This window comes from Parahaliea aestuarii (genome assembly GCF_008064635.1).
GTDB lineage: Bacteria > Pseudomonadota > Gammaproteobacteria > Pseudomonadales > Halieaceae > Parahaliea > Parahaliea aestuarii.
The window spans coordinates 47319-62314 of sequence record NZ_VRYZ01000007.1 but is presented as its reverse complement, the minus strand read 5'-3'; the positions used below and the strand labels follow the sequence as shown (position 1 = coordinate 62314).

The following is a 14996-nucleotide window of genomic DNA, read 5'->3' as shown; positions in this document are numbered from 1 at the left end:
TTGCTGGATTAACGGGACTGGAGAAAGTGGTCGATGGCCTCTCTAAGCGGTGCGCTGGTCTGGGCGCCGAGGGTCTGCACCGACAGCGCGGCAGCTGCCTGGGCGAAGGCAATGGCATCGGTCAGAGCCTGTCCCCGGGCCAGGGCCGCGGCCACGCAGCCGTTGAAAACATCGCCGGCAGCGGTGCTGTCCACAGCCTGAACCGGGTAGGCCGGCAGCTGCTGCCGCTGGGCGCTATTTTGCCCATCGTCGCGCGACATGTACACGCCGCGCTGGCCCATGGTCAACAAAACGGTGCCGACTCCCCTCCCGTGAAGCACATTGGCCGCGGCAGCGGCACTGTCCTCGCTGTCGACGGCGATCCCCGTCAGCATTTCCGCTTCGGATTCGTTGGGTGTGATGATGTCCAGCAGGGGGTAGAGTGCTGCGGGTAATTCCCGGGCCGGCGCTGGATTGAGGATGACAACGGCGTCGGCGTCGCGGGCGAGAGTGGCCGCGTGGAGGACGGTTTCCAGTGGCGTCTCCAGTTGTAGCAGCACCACGGCAGCCCTGCGAAAGGCCGCGCTGGCTGCCTCCAGGTGGCGCACGGCGAGGGCGTCGTTGGCACCCGAGGCAACACCGATGCAGTTCTGCCCGTCGGCCGCCACCAGGATCTGGGCAATACCGGAGGGCAGCTTCGGATCTACGCTGCAGAAGCGGGTGTCCACACCATCGGCGGCGAAGCCGGCCAGGGCCGCGGTACCAAAGCTGTCGTCGCCCACCCGGGCGATCAGGCTCACGTCTGCCCCGGCGCGGGCGGCGGCCACCGCCTGGTTGGCGCCTTTGCCGCCGGCGGCGGTGCTGAAGGTACCGCCGAGCACGGTTTCACCCGGGCGCGGCAGGTGCGGCACCTGCAGGATCATGTCGGTGTTGCTGGAACCGACCACGAGAAGCTGCGCCATCAGCCGGCCCCCTGCAGATTGGAGTAGATGATCAGGCCCAGGCCGACCAGAAAGCAGGCGAACATGGCGCCGATCAGTTTGCCGGTGCCCGCCGGCGTGTCGCGGAACTCCTTCCAGATAAATACGCCCCAGAAGGCCGCGACCATGGTCGCTCCCTGACCGAGTCCGTAGGACACCGCGTAACCGGCCTTGCCGGCGGCGATGATGTTGAAACAGAAACCCGTGGCCCAGATGGCGCCGCCCAGCATACCGACGATGTGCAGGCGCGGCGTGCCGCGGCTGAAGTACTCCCCGGGTGGCGCGACCTCACCGGTTACCGGTTTGTACATCAGCGGCAGGAGAAACAGCAGGTTGGACAGGAGGAGGCCGATGGCAAACACCACGCCGGCGGAGTAAGGCGTCATCAGGCCCGCCTCTGGCGCGCTGAAGTTGAAGGACATGGACTGGGCCACGAAGCGGTAGAAAAAACCCATCGCGATGCCGGCGACGATGGAGATGGCCAGGCCCTTGCCGACATTGGCGGCTTTTTCTCCGGGAATTTTGCGGTAGATCAGGGCGTCGATGACAATGGCTACTACCACCAGCGCCACCCCTATAAACAGCAGTGTCGGGTTGTGTACCTGGGCAGGGTCGTAGTTGGCGATCACGCCGATCACCAGCGCCAGCCCGATACCCACCGGGAAGGCCACCGCCATACCGGCGATATCGATGGCAATCACCAACAGGATATTGGCAAAGTTGAACACCGCGCCCCCCAGCAGGGCCATGGCGATGGCATTCCCGTCGGCCTGGGAAATGTCGGGGATGAAACTGCGCCCCTGCTCGCCGCTGCTGCCCAGCGTGAAGGCCATCAGCAGGGCCAGTAGAACTACGCCGATCGAGTAGTCCCAGTAGAAGTGCTGGAAGCGCCACTCCTGGGTGGCCATTTTCTGGGTGTTGGCCCAGGAGCCCCAGCACAGCATGGTGACAAAACACAGTGCCACCGCCACGGCATAACTTTCCACAATAAACATGATTCAGCCCTCTATTGTTGTGTTGTCAGGCACGGCAATCATTGCCCGGGCAGAAAAAACCCCGGCGGGCCGGGGTTTTCTCACACGCGCTCTTCCAGTGTAGAAGATCGCTTTCAGTCTAGCTACGCGCCATCAGAAGCGGGTAGCCAGAGACAGACCCCACACCCGCGGCTCGTTGGTGAAGCCGGTCAGGTTGTTGAAGTCGATGGCACCCTGCACGTTCTCCTCGTCAGTGATGTTGCGGCCGAACAGGGCGATCTCGTAACCGCCGTCGCGCAGGCGCCAGCCCAGGCGCACACCGCCTTCAAACTGGTCCTCGGTGCGGAACTCCACCGCGTCGTAGAGGAAGATCTGGGTGTCGCCCTGGTAGGACCAGTCGGTGAAGGCGAACAGTTCGGACTCCCGGCCCACCGGCACACTGTAGGACAGGGTGAAGTTATAGGTGGTCTCCGGGGCGTTGGGGAAGGGGTTGCCGTCTACGAACACCAGGCCGTTGGCGTCCACCGGGTTGGTGATGGTGCACATGCCGGAACCGCAGCCGCCGACGCGCAGGTCGCCGTCCTCGATTTCGGTGTCGGCATAGGCAGCGCCAAAAGTCACCTGCAGGTTGTCGGTAACGGCCCACTCCACGTCCAGTTCGACGCCCTGGCCGGTGCCCTGGTCGGCATTGACCAGCTGGATCAGGTTGTCGGTACCGCCCACGGCGGTGAACTGCATGTCGTCGACTTCGTAGTAGAACACGGCCGTGTTCAGGCGCAGGCGATTGTTGAACAGCTCCGCCTTGTAGCCGAGTTCATAGGAGAGAATGGTCTCTGAATCCGCTACCGAGGGGGCGGCGCCGAAGGCCACGTCGCGGCCCTGGATGGTCGGCGCGCGGAAGCCGCTGCCGACTTTGGCCCACAGAGTGCTGTTGTCGCTGATCGCAAAGGACAGCGCGACGTCTCCGCTGACATGATCGTCAGAGGCGCTGACATCGTAGCCGGGGGCGGTAAAGTCCTTGTCGTCGTCGGTGTAGCGGATACCGGCGGTCAGAGTCCACAGGTCGCCGAGGGCCAGGTCGCCCTGGCCGAACACCGCCCAGGTGGTGTTGTCGTGGTTAACAAGCGTAGGGGCAGTGAAGCCGGGGTCGGTTTCTACGTCCAGGGTACCGTCGAAGTAGAAGGCGCCGGCCTGCCAGTTGAAGGCGCCGTCGCTGTTGCTGGATACACGGAATTCCTGGGTGAACTGCTCCACGTCCGCTGAATCCTGGGTGGCGGAGGGGAAGGGAATGAAGCCCGGGCCGGTAACCAGGTTGCCGCCGTCAATATCCCCCAGGCTGCGGCCGTCGGCCTCGTCCCAGGACGTGATGGAGGTCAGGGTAACGGCGCCGATATCGTAATCCAGCTTCAGGTTGGCGCCGCCGTTCTGGTATTCCTGCGGATTGTTGTCGCCGTCATCGAAGAACACCGTATCGCGGTCGTAGTTGTCGTTCAGGTCATTGCTGCCCGGATCGAAGATATTGGCGCGGAACACGGCCGCTGTGCCATCCAGATCCCGGTAGTGAGCGCCGAGCAGGGCAGAGAACTGGTCGTTCGGTTCCCACAGCAGGAAGCCCTTGGCGGCTTTTTCCACGAATCCGCCGAGGGCGTCGTCCTCGCCGGTGAAGCCGTTGTCGATCCAGTCCTCGCGGCTCTGGTAGAGCACGGCGATGCGGCCAGCCAGGGTTTCGCTGAGTCCGCCACTCATGGCGCCTTCGAAGTTGGTCGTGCCCAGGGTGCCCACATCGACTTTGGCGTGGCCTTCCGGCTCGTAGGTGGGTTTGTTGGAGTCAAATTTCACGATGCCGGCGGTGGTGTTGCGGCCGAACAGGGAGCCCTGGGGGCCGCGCAGCACTTCCACCCGGTCGATGTCGAACAGGGGGAAGCTCTTGAGGACGACGTTTTCCTTCACCACCTCGTCCATGATCACCGATACTGGCTGGGAGGCCGCCAGGTCGAAGTCGATGTTGCCGAGGCCGCGAATATAGAAGCGCGGTGCCACCCGGCCGTTGGAGGACTCCACATACAGGCCCGGCACCCGGGCGGACAGGCCGCGGATGTCGGCGCCGCCCTCGAACAGCGCGGTGAAGCGTTCACCGGACAGGGTGGCCACTGAAAGAGGTACGTCGATGAGGCTTTGTTCCCGCTTCTGGGCGGTGACAATCACTTCTTCCAGTTGGGCCAGAGCCGGACCGGCACTGAGGGCTGACGCTGTGGCGGCAGCAAGGGCCAGGCGCGCAGGGGTGAAACGTTTCATGGGAGTCTCCTAGCAAAGGTCACTTGATGTTGTTCTATGCGGGGATGTGCAGGGCTCTGGCGACCCCAACTGGTGTTATTGGCACAAGTGTGCAAAATTTACTCTTATCGCAGGGAACTCGCAGCCCGTTTCAGCAAAAGTACCAGAATTGCTTTCCGCAACCGCCGCACAGGCTGCGTTGCGGGTGCAGCTATCTCATGACAGGGGGAATGAAACCGTGATATCTCGATTGGCAGGGCCGGTGGCCGGCCTGCTGGCCTGTGTCGCACTGGCCGGCGGACTGGGCAGTGGACCGGCTCACGCCGCCCCGGACCTGATTATTTACGGCGACTACATCCTCACCATGGACCCGCAGCAGCCGGAGATTCGCGACGGCGCGGTGGTGGTGGAGGGCGATCGTATTGTTGCACTGGGGTCGCACCAGGAAATCGACGCCCGTTACGTGGCCAGCCGCACCCTGCCTGGCGCGGGCAGGGTCGTGATGCCCGGCCTGATCAACGGCCACACCCACACCGCCATGACCCTGTTCCGGGGCATGGTGGATGATCTCGACCTGATGACCTGGCTCAATCAGTACGTCTTTCCCATGGAGGGCCGCTTTGTCACCCCGGCATTTATCCGCGCCGGCACCGGCCTGGCCTGCTGGGAGATGATCCAGGGGGGCACCACCACCTTTGTCGATATGTACTTCTACCCCGACGACATCGCCGCCGTGGTGCAGGACTGCGGCCTGCGTGCGGTGATCGGTGCCCCGCATATCGACTACCCCAGCCCGGGCTTCAAGGGCTGGGACGACTCCTTCGCCGCCGCGGAAGACTTCGTGCGACGCTGGCAGGGCAAGGACCCGCGCATTACCCCGGCGTTCGCGCCGCACGCGCCCTATACCGTCGTGCCGGAGCACTTGCGCGCCACGGTGGAAAAGGCCGCCGAGCTGAAGGCGCCGATCTCCATGCACCTGGCCGAGGCGCCTGCCGAGAGCGAGTTCGTGGCGCAGCAGTACCAGACCACGCCCGTGCAGCATGTGGCGAAGATTGGCATGTACGACCAGCCGCTGATCGCTGCGCACATGGTGCAACTCAACGCCGAGGACATTGCCCTGACCGCGCAGGCGGGGGTCGGGGCCATTCACAATCCCACCTCCAATATGAAACTCGGCGCTGGTATCTCGCCGGTGCCGGCGATGCTGGCAGCAGGGGTCAACGTGGGTCTGGGCACCGATGGCGCCGCGAGCAACAACGACCTGGATATGTGGGAAGAGATTCGCATGGCGGCCCTGCTGCACAAGGTCAACAGCGGCGACCCCACCGAGTTGCCGGCAGGGCAGGCACTGGCGATGGCAACCCGCCTGGGTGCCGCGGCCATTCACAAGGCCGGCGAAATCGGCCAGCTCAAGGTCGGCATGCAGGCCGATGTGATCCAGGTGGCGGTGGACAAGACCCGCCACCAGCCGCTCTACGATATTACCTCCCACCTGGTCTATGTGCTCGACAGCACCGATGTGGTGTCCACCGTGGTGGCCGGCCAGGTGCTGATGCAGGATCGCAAAGTGCTCAGCATGGACGAGGCGGCCCTGCGCAGGCAGGTGGCCGAGCGCAGCGCCGAAATCCGCGCGGCACTGGCAGCAAAGGAGGACGATTGAATGGCAACCGTAAAAACCAGGAATCTGGCTAGGGGACGCGCCGGGCTGGCGCTGGCTGTTCTGCTGGCGACCAGTTTGTCACAGGGGGAGAGCAACATGGCACAGGGTCTGACCATGCCCGACAAGGACACCGTGATACGTGAACTGCAGTTGGAAGGGCATGTGGAGGGCGGCTACTTCCGGCGCACCTACCAGGCGGATGACCAGCCCCGGGTTAAAACGCCTGCAGGCGAGCGTTACAGCCTCAGCTCCATTCATTACCTGCTGACGGCGGACTCCGCCATCGGCCACTGGCATCTCAACCGCTCGGATATCGTCCATTACTGGCACCTCGGTGCTCCGGTGCATTACTACATGATTCACCCGGACGGGCGTCTGGAAACCGCGGTGCTGGGGCCTGACCTGGCGGCGGGGCAGCGCTTGCAGCTCACGGTGAAAGGAGGCGTGTGGAAGGCGTCACATCTGCCGGCTGGTGATTACGGCCTGATATCGGAGGCGGTGTCGCCGGGGTTTGAGTACGAGGATATGACGCTGGGCAAGCGGGCGCTGCTATTGGAGCGTTTTCCGCAGCACGAGGAAATTGTCAGGGCTTATACGCGGGAGTGATATCCAGTTCGGCTGTGCTGCTGGATTGCGGCAGCCGAACCAGCGCGGGTCTGGATTGGCTTTGCGCACTTAAGCCGCACACACGATGCCCGAAGCCCTTCCGGGACACGCCGTGAATACATCCATGTAGTCTCTTCAGCGGCATCCATGCCGCTGACGGTCCCGGAAGGGCTTCGGGCACCCTGCGCGCTCTCTCGGCGGATTGTTAAGTTTTCTCACTACGGCTCCCAGTGGGGCACTTGCACCGTTGGAGGGAGCGAGGTGGCGGTGTGCCTACCCGGACCGTCAGCGGCCATGGATGGCCGCTGAAGAGCGCACATGGACGTGCTCGTAGCGTGTCCGGGTAGGCACACCGCCAGTTCGCGACCGGCCTACAAAGTCGCACTCTTCGTCACTCGGCGACAATTTCCCACACTGGATGGAAGTTCTATTTCCCCCGAATCCCTTCCATGGCATCCACCATAAACGCCAGTTCCGGCTTGTGCTCGCGCAGCTCTACCATGGTGAGCCCATCCAGCTCATGGGGAAACACCAGCCACTCGTCCGTCTGGTGAACATAGTAGTCCGGAATGCGCCCCGTCTTGTTGCGCCCCGGCTTGAAATAGGGCGTGGCGATACGGATCTCCGGCGTATTCTTCTTGCAGGCCGCTTCCAGATCCCTGATCGTCTGGTCGATCGACAGGCCCGAGTCGTGCACGTCGTCCACAATCAGCAGCGAATCCTCCGACTCCAGGCGCTTGATCAGGTAATTGAGGCCGTGTACCTGCACGTGGCGGCTGCGCTGGTCGATGCCCGTGTAGGAAGACGTGCGGATGGCGATGTGGTCTGAATCCACCTTCAGCACATGCAGCAATTCCTGCACCGCGATGCCTACCGGGGCTCCACCGCGCCACACACCGACAATGTAATTGGGGCGATAACCGCTCTCGTAGACCTGCCAGGCCAGGCGGAAGGAGTCTTCCAGTAGTTGCTGGGCGCTGATGTAGTGCTTGTCCATGAAAAGGGTTCCTGCGCGGCGGTTAAAGGCAAATCCGATCAGCGAGAATCGGCATTGGCTCCTCTGGAGAGAGCCGAAAGATTATCACAGGCCCGGCGGCTATGGTGCCCCGCAGGCCGATTCCGTAAACTCGCCCGATAGCGAACCCAGGGGAAGAGAACGCGCATGGAGAATCCGGATCAGGGCCTGCTCGGGCGATATTTCAGGCTGTCCGAGCACAGCACCACCGTGCGCGGCGAATTGATCGCCGGCGCCACCACCTTTGTCACCATGGCCTACATCATCTTCGTGAACCCGCAGATGATGGCCTCGGCGGGCATGGACCCCAGCGCCAGCTTTGTGGCCACCTGCCTCGCCTCTGCGCTGGCCTGCTACATCATGGGGTTTTATGCCAACTGGCCGGTGGGGCTGGCGCCGGGGATGGGGCTGAACGCCTTCTTCACCTATACGGTGGTGGCCGATATGGGCTACAGCTGGCAGGTGGCGCTGGGCGCGGTATTTCTCGCGGGCATCCTCTTTGTGATTATGAGCGTGACGCGCATCCGGCGCTGGATGCTGGACAGCATTCCCCTCGATTTGCGTGTGGCGATGGGGGCCGGTGTCGGCCTCTTTGTCGGCTTTATCGGTCTCAAAAGCGGCGGCATTATCGTCGCCTCCGAGGCGACCTTCCTCACCCTGGGTGATCTGACCCGGCCCGGCCCGGCGCTGGCCTGCCTGGGCTTTCTGCTGATTGCCATACTCTCGATCCGCCAGGTGCACGGCGCCATCATTCTCGGAATCCTCACCATTACGGTGATCGGACTGCTGACGGGGCAGGTGGAGTACAACGGCCTGGTGGCGGCGCCGCCGAGTATCGCCCCGACCTTTATGCAGCTGGATATCCTCGGTGCGCTGGATGTGGCGATGACCAGCGTGGTGATCGCCTTCCTGTTCGTCAACCTGTTCGACACCGCGGGCACGCTGCTCGGGGTGGCCAGTCGCGCCAATCTGGTGGACGAGCAGGGCAATATCGAGAACATGGATCGCGCCCTGAAGGCCGACAGTACCTCCAGTGTGCTCGGTGCCTTTCTGGGCTGCGCACCCGTTACCAGCTACGTGGAGAGCGCGGCAGGGGTGGCCGCCGGCGGTCGCACCGGCCTGACCGCCGTTACCGTGGGTACCCTGTTCCTGGGCGCCATTTTCTTCGCCCCCCTGGCGGGCATGGTGCCCGCTTTCGCTACTGCCGGCGCCCTGATCTACGTCGCCATGCTTATGCTCACCGGCATGCAGGGCCTGGAGTGGCAGGACAGCACCGAAGTGGTGCCGGCGCTGATTACCATCGTCATGATTCCCCTGTCATTCTCCATCGCCAACGGCATCGCCGTGGGCTTCATCAGCTATGTGGCGATCAAGCTCTGCGCCGGGCGGCGCCGGGACATCTCCCCCGGAGCCTGGTTCCTGGCGGCCATTTTTCTCGCCAAGTTCGCTTTCATGTAGGCTGTTTGCGGGCGGCCGGGCGCGTGTCATGGCAGCCCGGCCTCGGGTATAATGCCGGCCCCTTTTGGAGGCCCCATGAAACCCGAACACTACCCCGAGGCTCCCGCCCATATCTGGGAGCACTTTTACCACTTCACCCAGATTCCCCGCCCTTCCAAGGAAGAGGCGGCAGTGCGTCAGTACGTCATCGACCAGGCCGAGGCCGCGGGCTGCAGCTGGAAGACGGATGCCGTCGGCAACCTGGTGGTTTATGTGCCCGGCAGTGCGGGGCGCGAAGACGAAGGGGCGGTCATCATCCAGAACCACCTGGACATGGTGACCGTGAAAACCGAGGACAAGGAGCACGACTTTCATCGCGACCCGCTGGACCTGCAGGTGGTGGACGGCTGGCTCAAGGCCGACCGCACCACCCTCGGCGCCGACAACGGCATGGGCTGCGCCGCGGCGCTGGCGGTGATGACTGACGACAGCGTGTCCCACCCGCCGCTGGAATTGCTGTTCACAGTGGATGAAGAAACCGGACTCGGCGGCGCCCAGGAACTGGACGCCGGCATGCTCAGCGGCACCCGCATGCTGAACCTGGATACCGAGGACTGGAATGAGCTCTATATCGGCTGCGCCGGCGGCCACAGTCACACCTTCCGCCGGCAGTACGCCAGTGCTTTTACCGAGGGTTTGGCCCATTTCCACCTCAACCTGAAGGGACTGTCGGGCGGCCATTCCGGCATCCAGATTCACGAGCAACTGGGTAACGCCATCAAGTTGCTGGTGGACTTCCTGCAGGGTGTTGAGGGCCTGCAACTGGCGCGTTTCCACGCCGGGGTGGCTCACAATGTGATTCCCCGGGAGGGCGATGTCTGGTTTGCCTGCCCCTCGCACCTGGCCGATAGCCTGCAGACGCGCCTCGACACCCTGCTCGGCCACTGGCGCGGCTACCTGCCGGCGGCGGACGAAGGATTGCAGACGACCCTGAGCGCGGCAGAGCCGGAAGCGGTGCTCAGTGCCGCCGACAGTAACGCTTTACTGGATGTGCTGGCGGTGTTTCCCCACGGCGCGCAATCCTACAATCTCGCCCAGCCGGCGGACCTGGTGGACCTCAGTATCAACCTCGCGCGCTGCGAGTTGCAGGACGGCGCCCTGTATATTGAATCCAGCCTGCGTTTTTTCAACGAGGACCAGAGCCATCCCCTGCGGCGCCAGATGGCCGCGCTGGCGCGCATGGCCGACCTGGAACTAACCGACAAGGGCGGCTACCCCGGCTGGCAGCCGGACTTCGACAGCCCCCTGCTGGCCCGGGGCAAGGCCCTGCATGAACGCCTGTTTGGCGAAGTGCCCGCAGTGAAGGCCATCCATGCCGGCCTGGAATGCGGCATTCTCAAGAGCAAAAAGGCCGATGTGGACATCCTGTCCTTCGGCCCCACCATCCGCGGCGCCCACTCGCCCACCGAGCGCCTGCAGATCGACACCGTAGCCCCTTTCTGGACCCTGCTCACCGCCCTGTTGGCGGAGATGTAGACCCGACCCTGACGGAGAACTCTTCATGCTGGATCAACTGCCCCTGCTGCCCGCCGACCCCATTCTCGGCCTGGCTGCCGCCGCCCGCGCCGACGACAACCCGAACAAGGTGGATCTCACTGTCGGTATCTACATGGACGAACAGGGCCTGTGCCCCGTGTTCGACGCCGTGCAGCGGGCCCAGCGCCAGCTGGTTGAGGAAGAGACCACCAAGGCCTATATGCCGGCATCCGGAGACGCCGCTTTCAACACCGGCATCCAGAAGCTGGTGTTTGGTGAGGACAGCGCGCCCCTGCTGGCGGGCCGTATCAGCAGCATCCAGACCCCGGGGGGCTGCGGCGCCCTGCGCATCGGCGCCGAGGTGATTGCCGCCGCGGTGCCGGGGGCGAAGGTGTGGGTGTCCGACCCCACCTGGCCGGTGCACATTCCCCTGCTGGGCAGCGTGGGTCTCAAGTTCGAGAACTACCGCTACTACGAGCCGGATAGCCACGGGGTGAACTTCGACGCTATGGTCGATGACCTGAAGCAGGCGCAGGCCGGCGACGTGGTGCTCTTGCACGGCTGCTGTCACAACCCCTGTGGCGCCGACCTGTCGCTGGAGCAGTGGGGCGTGGTTGCCGACATGGCGGAGAACCAGGGCTTCCTGCCCTTTATCGATATCGCCTACCAGGGCCTGGGGGACGGCCTCGACGCCGACGCCGCCGGCCTGCGCCTGCTGGCCGCCCGCCTGCCGGAGATGATTGTGGCCGCCTCCAGTTCCAAGAACCTGGGGCTGTACCGCGAGCGCACCGGCGCCACCCTGTTCCTGTGCCGCGACGGCAACTCCGCGGCGGCCCTGCAGAGCCAGGCCCAGGTGGCTGCGCGCCGGGTGTACTCCATGCCCCCGGCCCACGGTGCGATTATCGCCGGCAAGGTGCTGACCGACCCGGCGCTGCGCGCCAGCTGGGAGGCGGAATTGCAGGGCATGTGCCAGCGTATCAACGCCCTGCGCAGCCAGATCCGCCACCAACTGGAAGCCGCTACTGATCGCGATTTCGGGTTTATCGAGCGGGAGAAGGGTATGTTCTCCTTCCTCGGCCTGAGCAAGGAACAGGCGCAGAAGCTGCGCAATGAGCACAGTGTGTATATGCTGGACTCTTCACGCATCAACGTGGCGGGAGTCAATGCGCGCAATATCGATGCCCTGGCGGCAGCTGTCGGGCAGGTGGTTAAAGGCTGACCTGCGCCGGGGCTCCACGTGAGTCTCTCGACCCACTGGCACTGGGCCCTGCGCCAACTGGCCAGGCAGCTGTGGCTGACGGCCTTGCTGTACGCGCTGGCCGCGGTGGGCTCGGTGTTTCTGGCGGCGCTGCTGGCGCCGCTCATTCCCCCCGGCACCGCCGAGTACGTTACCGCGGAAGCCGCGGATCGGGTGCTGGGCATTCTCGCCTCCAGCATGCTGGCGGTCACCACCTTCTCACTGGCGACCATGGTCACTGCCCACGGCGCAGTGACCGGTAATACTTCGCCCCGCGCCACGACCCTGGTGCTCGACAACGAGATTACCCGCCACGCCCTCGGCGTGTTTATCGGCTCCTTCCTGTTCAGCCTGGTGGGGCTGGTGGCACTGAATGCCGGCGTTTACGGCGAGCGCGGCCACGTGGTGCTGTTTGCCCTCACCGCACTGGTGATTGTGCTGATTGTGGTGGCCCTGCTGCGCTGGATCGACCATCTCTCGCACCTGGTGCGGGTCAGCGAGACCACCGAGAGGGTGGAGAATGCAACGCTGGACGCGCTGCTGGAACGGGCCCGCTATCCCGGGCTCGGGGCGCGGCCCTGCGGGCAGCTGGCTGAACAGATACCGGAGACTGCCCGCCGGGTGAGCGCCGGCCAGGTGGGTTACGTACGGCACATTGATATACCGGCGCTGATCGAGGTGGCACAAAACAGCGATGTCGAGCTGTTTGTCTGTGCGGTGCCGGGAACCTTTGTCGACAGTGGCACTGCACTGTTAGCCGTGTCCGGGGGCGGCAGTGCGGATGAGGATGCTCTGCGGGAAGCCTTTGCCATCGGCGCCACCCGCACCTTCGACTTCGACCCCCGCTTCGGTCTTATCGTACTGGCCGAGATCGCCTCGCGGGCACTGTCGCCGGGAATCAATGATCCCGGTACGGCCATCGATATCATCGGTCGCGCGACTCGCCTGTTGACGCGCTGGGTGCAGACGCGGGCGGAGGTGGCTGACGGCGATGAGAGAGGGAAAGACGATGGGCAAGACGAGTGCTGCGAGGCCCGGGTCTGGCTGCCGGCCCTGGATCCCTTCGATCTGCTCGACGATATTGTGACGCCCCTGTCCCGGGACGGGGCGGCCATGCTGTCGGTTCAGGTGCGCCTGCAGAAGGCGCTGGCATCGCTTGCGGCGCTGCCGGATGCAGAGCTGCAAGCGGCGGCCCGACTGCACTCCCGGCGCGCCTGGGAGCGGGCGCAGACGGCGCTGGTGATGGATTTTGAACGCGAGGCGCTTGCCGCGCTGGTGTTGCCAGAGTAGGGGCCGGGGCGCCGCGAAGACCGGTGCCCATCCGTGCCCGATCAGCCTTCTTCCAGCTCCATCCAGCGCTCCATGGCCGCTTCCAGCGCTTCCTGCACGTCAGCCAGTTCGGACAGTACCGGCTCGGTGACCTCGCGTTCCTGCTGGTAGAAGCCGGGGTCGGCAATCGCGGCCTCCAGTTCGGCCTGGCGCTGTTCCAGCGCCTCGATTTTTTTCGGCAGGGCATCCAGCTCGCGCTGGTCTTTATAGGACAGTTTGGGGCGGGGCGCCGCGGGTTTGCTGGCAGGCGCAGTGGCCGCTTCCGCAGTCCTGGCGGCGGGGGGCTTTTCGGTGATTTCACGCAGCTTGCCGCCTCGCGCTTCCCAGTCGCTGTAGCCGCCGGCCTGGTCGGTGACGACACCATTGCCTTCCACCACCAGCAGGCTGGTGACCACCCGGTCCATAAAGTCCCGGTCGTGGCTGACCAGGATTACGGTGCCGTCGAAGTCCAGCAGGATCTCCTCCAGCAGTTCCAGCGTCTCGATATCGAGGTCGTTGGTGGGTTCGTCCAGCACCAGCAGGTTGGCGGGTTTGCTGAACAGCTGGGCCAGCACCGCGCGGTTCTGCTCACCGCCGGACAGGGCCTTGACCGGCGTCCGTACCCGCTCCGGGCTGAACAGGAAGTCGCCGAGGTAGGAGATAGCGTGCTTGCGCTTGCCCTTGATGTCGATGAACTCCTGGCCGCCGCAGACGTTGTCGATCAGGTTCTGTTCCGGGTCCAGGGCGCCGCGCAGCTGGTCAGAATAGGCCACCTCCAGTTTGCTGCCGAGTTTGACGCTGCCGCTGTCGGGCTCCAGCTGCCCCAGCAGAATCTTTACCAGGGTCGATTTGCCGGCGCCGTTGGCGCCGACGATGCCAATGCGATCGCCGCGCTGGATGATGGTGGAGAAGTCCCTGAGCAGGGTCTTGTCGCCGTAGGCCTTGCTCACGCCCTGCAGCTCGGCCACGATCTTGCCGGAGCTGCTGGCGTCCTCCAGGGCGAAAGTGGCCTTGCCCACGCGCTCGCGACGCTGGCCGCGCTCTTCGCGCATGGCTTTCAGGGCGCGCACGCGGCCCTCGTTGCGGGTGCGCCGGGCCTTGATACCCTGGCGGATCCAGACTTCTTCCTGGGCGAGCTTTTTGTCGAACAGGGCGTTTGCGCGCTCCTCGGCCGCCAGTTCCTGTTCCCGGTGCTCGAGAAAACCGCGGTAGTCGCCGCGCCATACTGACAGATGGCCGCGGTCCAGTTCGGCGATACTGTTCACCACGTTCTGCAGGAAGCGGCGGTCGTGAGTGATCAGGATCAGGGCGCCGCGGAACTGTTGCAGTTGCTCCTCCAGCCACTCGATGGCGGGGATATCGAGGTGGTTGGTGGGCTCGTCCAGCAGCAGGATATCCGGCTCGCACACCAGTGCCCGGGCCAGTGCCACCCGGCGCCGCCAGCCGCCGGAGAGTTCCCGCATCAGGGCGTCGGCGGGCAGCTGCAGGTGGCTGAGGGTGGTTTCCACCCGCAGTTGCAGGTTCCAGCCGTCCACCGCTTCCAGCTTCTGCTGCACCCGGGCGAGGGCATTCATATCCACCTCGGCCCCCTGCTGCAGCAGGTGGTGGTAGGCCTTCAGGTGCTCTCCCGCTTCTGGCAGGCCACCGGCCACCACGTCATAGACCGTGGCGTCGTCTGCTTCCGGCAGAGTCTGTTCCAGCCGTGCCAGCTTCACGCCGGGGCGTAGCCAGCGCTCGCCGGCGTCGGGGCTGATCTCGCCTGCCAGTACTTTCAGCAGTGTGGTTTTGCCCATGCCGTTGCGGCCCAGCAGGCCCAGCTTTTCACCCTTGGTGATGGTGAGGTCGACGTGGTCGAGCAGGCTGTGGGTGCCGAACTGGAGTTGGACTTGATCGAGCTTGAGCAGGGGCATGGGGCTGCCTGGGGATAAATGAGGGGCCGCATTCTACGCCAGTGCCCCGGCGACTGTCATCGCCGGGGCTCGAGAGGCCG

11 protein-coding genes are annotated in these 14996 nt (G+C 64.5%); 6 read left to right on the top strand and 5 right to left on the bottom strand.

Going from position 1 to position 14996, the window contains the following annotated elements:
- Positions 1–8: 8 nt before the first annotated feature.
- The 3 genes from rbsK to FVW59_RS15240 form a co-directional block, all read right to left on the bottom strand.
- Positions 9–941, bottom strand: coding sequence for a ribokinase (gene rbsK, locus FVW59_RS15250; RefSeq protein WP_148065229.1), 933 nt, complete (start codon positions 939–941; stop codon positions 9–11).
- A complete protein-coding gene (locus FVW59_RS15245; RefSeq protein WP_148065228.1) occupies positions 941–1954 on the bottom strand; it encodes a GRP family sugar transporter in 1014 nt (337 codons plus the stop codon). The genes rbsK and FVW59_RS15245 overlap by 1 nt, the downstream gene beginning before the upstream one ends.
- Before the next feature lie 132 nt (positions 1955–2086).
- Entirely contained in the window at positions 2087–4228 is a 2142-nt protein-coding gene (locus FVW59_RS15240) for a TonB-dependent receptor (protein WP_148065227.1), read from the bottom strand.
- Between the two features lie 217 nt (positions 4229–4445).
- Here FVW59_RS15240 and FVW59_RS15235 point away from each other — a divergent pair, with 217 nt between their 5' ends.
- Both FVW59_RS15235 and FVW59_RS15230 read left to right on the top strand, forming a co-directional pair.
- A complete protein-coding gene (locus FVW59_RS15235; protein WP_148065226.1) occupies positions 4446–5867 on the top strand; it encodes an amidohydrolase family protein in 1422 nt (473 codons plus the stop codon).
- Positions 5868–6473, top strand: coding sequence for a cupin domain-containing protein (locus FVW59_RS15230; RefSeq protein ID WP_246139752.1), 606 nt, complete (start codon positions 5868–5870; stop codon positions 6471–6473).
- Between the two features lie 427 nt (positions 6474–6900).
- Here FVW59_RS15230 and FVW59_RS15225 read toward each other — a convergent pair whose 3' ends face one another.
- The gene (locus tag FVW59_RS15225) at positions 6901–7470 is read right to left on the bottom strand and encodes a phosphoribosyltransferase (RefSeq protein WP_148065225.1); all 570 of its coding nucleotides are present in this window, start codon (positions 7468–7470) and stop codon (positions 6901–6903) included.
- Positions 7471–7635: 165 nt separating this feature from the next.
- Between FVW59_RS15225 and FVW59_RS15220 the strand changes: the two genes are divergently transcribed.
- From FVW59_RS15220 to FVW59_RS15205, 4 genes are all read left to right on the top strand, one after another.
- Positions 7636–8946 (top strand): NCS2 family permease, encoded by a 1311-nt coding sequence (locus FVW59_RS15220; protein ID WP_148065224.1) that lies wholly within the window; start codon positions 7636–7638, stop codon positions 8944–8946.
- A 75-nt stretch (positions 8947–9021) separates the two neighbouring features.
- Positions 9022–10461 carry a beta-Ala-His dipeptidase gene (pepD, locus tag FVW59_RS15215; protein ID WP_148065223.1) on the top strand — a complete coding sequence of 480 codons (1440 nt, stop codon included), beginning with the start codon at positions 9022–9024 and terminating at the stop codon, positions 10459–10461.
- A 25-nt stretch (positions 10462–10486) separates the two neighbouring features.
- Complete coding sequence (locus FVW59_RS15210) at positions 10487–11680, top strand: amino acid aminotransferase (protein ID WP_148065222.1); 1194 nt, start codon at positions 10487–10489, stop codon at positions 11678–11680.
- A gap of 18 nt (positions 11681–11698) precedes the next feature.
- Positions 11699–12988, top strand: a complete 1290-nt coding sequence (locus FVW59_RS15205) for a DUF2254 domain-containing protein (RefSeq protein WP_148065221.1) — start codon at positions 11699–11701, stop codon at positions 12986–12988.
- A gap of 41 nt (positions 12989–13029) precedes the next feature.
- On the opposite strand, the gene FVW59_RS15200 is transcribed toward FVW59_RS15205, so the two are convergent.
- Entirely contained in the window at positions 13030–14916 is a 1887-nt protein-coding gene (locus FVW59_RS15200; RefSeq protein ID WP_148065220.1) for an ATP-binding cassette domain-containing protein, read from the bottom strand.
- Between the last annotated feature and the right edge of the window lie 80 nt (positions 14917–14996).